Here is a 6,215-nt window from a genome sequence, read left to right on the forward strand (position 1 = left end):
TGGAGGTCAAGTTTAATTCAGAAATGTTAACACCTGTAAAGGCAGTAAAAGGAATGCCAGATGTTTTAAAAAAGTTTGATAGGGCAGCAAACGATTTGTATTCTAGGGCAGTATCTAAAGTTAGACAGCCTATTGAAGCTCTTTTTGCTTGGCTTATTGAAAAATCAGATATACAGAAAGCGAGTAAGGTGAGGTCTACTAAAGGACTGAGTCTACATGTTTATGGACGATTAGCCGCAGCCTTTATAACCCTAATATTTAACTCTTGATTCGCATGTTTTATAATACTGGAATTCCTGCGTGTATTTGGTTTTTACGTAGAGGTCGTTCGGCAAACTCAGACACCAAAAATGAAATATTATTTATTGATGCTTCTGAAATGGGTTATATGAAATCTCGTGTGCATAGAGATTTTACAGAAGAAGACATTGCCAAAGTACGAGACACATACTTAAATTGGCGTACTCAAAAAGAAACCGTCATTGCGAGCGAAGCGAAGCAATCTGTTTATGAGGACATCAAAGGCTTCTGCAAATCTGCAACGCTAGAAGCTATACAAAAACACAGCTACGTACTCACACCTGGTCGTTATGTAGGCATACCAGACGAAGAAGATGATGGCATTCAATTTGAAGAAAAAATGCAGTCATTGACTGTTTTATTAAAAGAGCAAATGGATAAGGAGCAAGAGCTGAATGCTGAAATTGCTACGCAACTGGCTAAAATTGGGGTATCGCTATGAGCTATGGATATATGTACATATTAGAATGTGCTGATGGTTCGTATTATACAGGAAGCACCAAATTTTTAGAAAAGCGACTTGAACAACATCAAGCAGGCGAGGGTGCAAATCATACTAAAAAACATCTTCCAGTAAAATTAGTGTACTATGAAGAGTTTGAAAGAATAGATGCCGCATTTAGTAGAGAAAAACAAGCACAAGGCTGGAGTAGAAAAAAGAAAGAAGCGTTAATAAATAATATGCCCGAAAAATTACACGATTTAGCCAAATGTATGAATGAAACAAGTCATGTTGGTTTCGACTCCACTCAACCAACAAACTCCGCTCAACCAACAAAATCCGCTGAATCTACGATGAAAAAGGCTTCGGCTTCGCTCAGCCTCCGAAAAAACCAAATGAACAAAACGGACACAAGCAGCACAACGGACGCTGAGCGGAGCCGAAGCGGTAGTGATAATGAAATACCAAATGGATGGGTGGAAACTACTTTGGGAGAGGTATGCAAAATAAAAAATTAGAAGACGGAAAATTTCCTTGTTATGGTTCTGGAGAAATTATGAGATATGTTGATTCAATATTGTATGATAAGCCTTCTGTATTGATACCTCGAAAAGGAACATTATCTAATTTATTTTTTATTGATGAGCCATTTTGGACTGTTGATACTTTATTCTACACACAAATTGATGAATCTATAATTAAACCAAATTATTTATACTATAAACTAAAAACATATAACCTTGACGACTTAAACGTTGGTTCAGCTGTCCCTAGTTTAACTACAACTGTTTTAAATCAGTTTCCTTTTTCTTTTCCAAAAGACATAGAAGAACAAAAAGCCATAGCCAACATCCTTACCGATTTTGATGATAAAATAGAAAACCTACAAGCCCAAAACAAAACCCTAGAACAAGCCGCACAAACTATTTTGCAGCATGGTTTGCTTCGACTCCGCTCAGCAACCAAACGGAGAATGAGCGAAGTCAAAGTCTGCCTGAAGGTTGGAAATTTAAAGAGTTAGATGAAGTTACCTCAATATCAGCTGAAGGTGATAAGCCAAAAGCATTTTCTGAAGAAAGAAGTGAATTTTGTAATATTCCAATATACTCTAATGGTATAAGTAAAAAAGAGCTTTATGGTTATACAGATAAACCCAAAATAAAAGAAGAGAGTGTAACTATTTCAACTAGAGGAACAATAGGTTTTGTTTGTTTAAGGTTTAACCATATGTTACAATTGTTAGATTGGTGTTAGCTATTCCTAAACAAGAATTTATATCTAAAAAAATATCTGTATTTTTATTTAAAGAATATGAAAATTACTGGAACTGGAACTACTCAGCAGCAATTGACAGTACCTACATTTAAAAAAGAAAAAATATTAGTGCCTACTGTACATAAAATGGATGAATTTACGTTATTCTTTAATTCAGTTTTTGATAAGATTAGGACTAATAATTCTCAAATCCAATCCCTCCAACAAACAAGAGATACTTTGTTGCCAAAATTAATGAGTGGTGCCCTGAGGGTCTCGAAGGATGGGCAATTACGAGTCAATACCCTTAAAAATAAAATAAAGACACGATTATAAAAATACATTAAGAGCATGGAAAGCTATTACATAAACGCTTATATAAAAGAAAATAGCGCAGCAACTATTAGAAATAGAGCGCAATACATCAATGTAACCTTGGTATCTAATAGCAATAACCAATACAGCTTTAGCTACAAAGGGTCGGCAAAAAAGCCCTATACCATAAAAATTACCGTGCAACCCAAAACCATACAAAGTAGCTGTACTTGCCCGTTTGATTATGGAGGGCTTTGTAAGCACGAAATAGCCGCCTTAAGACATATTAAAAATAACCAAAGCAAAATACCACCAATGAATAAAGACTTATTTGGCAATACCCTACAAAAAAGTACCCACAACGAAATTAAGTTAATAGACCATATTTTATCTGAAGATCTATTACATAATTTAGGAGAAAAAAATAACATAAACTATTTAAACCCGTATGCAATTGAAATTACGTCTTTTTCAAAAAACAATATAACAACCTTATATAATGATTGGTATGGGTACAAACAAACCATAGATTATAATAAAAGTGACCAACTCATAACCGTAACATGCACCTGTAAAGATGCTAAAAAAAAGCTATGTATACATGAGCTGTCGGCATTAAGTTATATTATTGAAATTTTTGGAGAGCATTATTTTTCACCAGATTATATAGAACAAGAAAAAACTAAGTTTTTAAAACAATATGGCTTATCAATTGACGATGATTATAGCAATTTTTTTGAATTTTCATTTAACGAAAACGGTTTGCAGGTTTTTGAAAAAGTAAAAAACATAGTACCATCGGTTTCCGTTGCTACTAAAAACTTATTGCCTCAGTTTGACCAAAAAACACAAAACGCACTTGATGTTATAAAAACCTACAAACCCCACAATAGTATGTATGGCATTGGGTTTTGTTTAAGTTTATACAAAAATAAAAATGTGGCTTTGTTTAAGTTTATACCCTTTAGTGCCAAATACAAAAAATATGCTAAAGAGTTTGTCTCATCATTTAAAAAAATTGATGTCTACTCTTTGTATAACACCCTCGAAAGAAACTTACCAGAAGCCGATAAAGTTACTATTGTAAAGGCCTTAGAGTTTTCTAATAACTACACCACGTTTTTAGATAACTTTTCAATTGAGGACTACCGATTGGCTTTTATTGCTTTTAAAGACATATTAAAATTAAATACAGAATACCCTTTTTTAATCAAAAAAGATAAGGATACATTAGTTAAAAAGAATATGCTGCCCATAGCTATTTCAAACGAGCAACCCAATCTTAGTTTTGTAGTAAGTGAAAGTGACGATGTTTACACCTTAAAGCCAAAGCTTAAAATTGGCGAAAAAAGCTATCAAACAAATTCAGCAAAACTAAATGTGTACCCTTTTTTTTGCATACACAATCAAACCTTGTATCCGTTTAAAACCCCATACGAGTTTTTATATTTAAACCGATTGCAAGGACGTCCTTTCGTTAATTTTTTTAAAAATGACTACGGCCAATTGTCCCGAGAGTTTTTAAATCCTATTTCAAAACATTTTGCCATTCAATATAAGCTAAAAAGCACTACCAAAAAGCAAAAAGCAATAGCGCCAGAAAGCCTTAGTAAACAAGTGTTTTTGTCTGACTATGAAGGTGAGTTTATCATTTTTAAATTGGGAGTTCAATATAACAACACCTTAGTGTATACACATTCTAAAGAAGAAGTATATGACCAAAAAAACAAAAGCCTTATAAAAAGAGATGATGCTTTTGAAAATGAGTTTGAAGAGCAATTTAAAAAATTACATCCCGATTTTGATCATCAAGAAAACATCTTTCTATTAACCCCTATGCAATTAATAGAAAACCAATGGTTATTAACCGCTTCTCAAAAAATGGAACAAATGGAAATAGCTGTTTTTGGAGCAAAAGAGCTTAAATCGTTTAAGTACAACCTTAATAAACCAAAAGTCTCTTTAAGCATATCATCTAACACAGATTGGTTTGATCTAGAGCTTACGGTTAAATACGGAAATCAAACAGCCTCGTTAAAAGACATAAGAAAAGCCATACTTAGAAAAGATAAATACATACAATTAAGCGATGGTACCTTAGGCGCATTGCCTAAAGAATGGTTGAAAAAATTTGAAACCTATTTTAGGGCTGGAGAAGTAAAAAATAATACTGTAAAAATTTCAAACTATCAATTTAATATTATTGATGAATTGTTTGAGGATATTGAAAACACCCCCGCCTTTTTATTAGACTTACAGCGTAAAAAAGAACAACTATATAACCTACAAGAAGTTTCAAATATAAAATCGCCAAAAAAATTAAAAGCCAAACTAAGACCATACCAAGTTGAAGGCTTAAATTGGTTGGCTTTTTTAGAGAAAAATAAATTAGGAGGCATTCTTGCAGATGATATGGGGCTAGGAAAAACCTTGCAGGTAATAGCCTTTATGAGTTATTTAAAAGAACACTATAAAAAAACAACTACGCATTTAGTTGTTGTTCCTACTTCTTTAATATTTAATTGGGAAAATGAAATTAATAAATTTAACCCTTCACTAAAAACAGAAAAATACATAGGAAGTGATAGAAATAAAAAAGATGTTTCTTCTTTAAAAACAGATATTGTACTTACAACCTACGGTACACTAATTAATGATATCGAATTTTTAAAAGACCTTGAATTTAATTGGGTTATTTTAGATGAAAGCCAAGCAATAAAAAACCCAAATTCTAAACGCTATAAAGCAGCACGTTTACTCAATGGAAAAAACAGATTAGCACTAACAGGAACCCCTATAGAAAATAATACGTTTGATTTGTACGCACAAATGAATTTTTTAAACCCAGGGCTTTTAGGAACTATGAGCCATTTTAAAAATGAATTTTCTAACGCGATTGATAAAGAACAGAATAAGGGTGCTTCAGAGTTACTAAGCAAAATGATTCATCCGTTTTTACTTCGTAGAACAAAACAACAAGTAGCTACCGAGCTTCCTAAAAAAACCGAATCTATCTTGTACTGTGACATGGGTGATAAACAACGTAAAGTGTACGAACATTTTAAAGAGAAATACAAAAACTATTTATTAGAAAAAATTGATGAAAATGGAGCAGCAAAGTCTCAAATGTATATTTTAGAAGGTTTAACAAAATTACGACAAATATGCAATTGCCCAAGTTTGTTAAATGAAGAAGAAGACTATGGTAAGTCTTCAGTAAAATTAGATCTTCTAATAGAAAATATTAAGTTAAAAACCTCAAAACATAAAGTCTTAGTATTTTCTCAATTTACATCAATGCTACATCTTATTGAAGATAGGCTAAACAATGAAAACATTACCTACGAATACTTAGACGGAAAAACCAAAAACAGAGAAGAAAAAGTATCTAATTTTCAAAGCAATAAACAATTAAGGGTGTTTTTAATTAGTTTAAAAGCAGGAGGTACAGGCTTAAATTTAACCGAAGCAGATTATGTGTTTTTAATAGATCCTTGGTGGAATCCTGCGGTAGAAAATCAAGCTATAGATAGGTCGTATAGAATAGGTCAGAAAAAACAAGTTTTTGCTTATAGAATGATTTGTAAAGATACTATTGAAGAAAAAATTATGGCTTTACAGAAAAGTAAAAAACAAGTTTCAAATTCTATAATACAAGTAGATACTATAAAAAAATCCTTCAATAAAAAAGAAATACAAGCGCTATTTGCCTAAAACAACCTCGTTGTTATGTCAACTAAATTAACCGAAAACACCATAGAAATCTCCCTAATAGACCAAGGCTATATTCTATAATATGACTTAAATAAGTTGTATTTTAGTAAAAACGAAAGTCATGATACCACAAAATTTCACAGAATACTTCAAAAGCCTCGAATTATTTGAGCGACAGGAAATAGTAAAT

Annotated in this window: 6 protein-coding genes and 1 pseudogene; all 7 read left to right on the forward strand. The window is 32.2% G+C overall.

Features of this window, described 5'->3' with window-relative positions; all coding sequences use genetic code 11:
- A pseudogene (locus HKP48_RS00145) lies at nucleotides 1-269 on the forward strand (transposase); the annotation flags it as partial.
- A gap of 5 nt (nucleotides 270-274) precedes the next feature.
- The gene (locus HKP48_RS00150) at nucleotides 275-742 is read left to right on the forward strand and encodes an N-6 DNA methylase (protein WP_296341556.1); all 468 of its coding nucleotides are present in this window, start codon (nucleotides 275-277) and stop codon (nucleotides 740-742) included.
- Entirely contained in the window at nucleotides 739-1,260 is a 522-nt protein-coding gene (locus tag HKP48_RS00155; protein ID WP_296341558.1) for a GIY-YIG nuclease family protein, read from the forward strand. The genes HKP48_RS00150 and HKP48_RS00155 overlap by 4 nt, the downstream gene beginning before the upstream one ends.
- On the forward strand, nucleotides 1,242-1,763 hold the full coding sequence (locus HKP48_RS00160; RefSeq protein WP_296341560.1) for a restriction endonuclease subunit S: 522 nt from the start codon (nucleotides 1,242-1,244) through the stop codon (nucleotides 1,761-1,763). Before HKP48_RS00155 ends, HKP48_RS00160 begins: the two co-directional genes overlap by 19 nt.
- A gap of 14 nt (nucleotides 1,764-1,777) precedes the next feature.
- Complete coding sequence (locus HKP48_RS12175; RefSeq protein ID WP_363928570.1) at nucleotides 1,778-1,996, forward strand: restriction endonuclease subunit S; 219 nt, start codon at nucleotides 1,778-1,780, stop codon at nucleotides 1,994-1,996.
- Between the two features lie 57 nt (nucleotides 1,997-2,053).
- On the forward strand, nucleotides 2,054-2,332 hold the full coding sequence (locus HKP48_RS00165) for a hypothetical protein (protein WP_296341562.1): 279 nt from the start codon (nucleotides 2,054-2,056) through the stop codon (nucleotides 2,330-2,332).
- 15 nt (nucleotides 2,333-2,347) lie between these two features.
- Complete coding sequence (locus HKP48_RS00170) at nucleotides 2,348-6,025, forward strand: DEAD/DEAH box helicase (protein ID WP_296341565.1); 3,678 nt, start codon at nucleotides 2,348-2,350, stop codon at nucleotides 6,023-6,025.
- Nucleotides 6,026-6,215: the final 190 nt, after the last annotated feature.

The organism is Winogradskyella sp., from assembly GCF_013042245.1.
In the GTDB taxonomy this organism is placed as follows: domain Bacteria; phylum Bacteroidota; class Bacteroidia; order Flavobacteriales; family Flavobacteriaceae; genus Winogradskyella.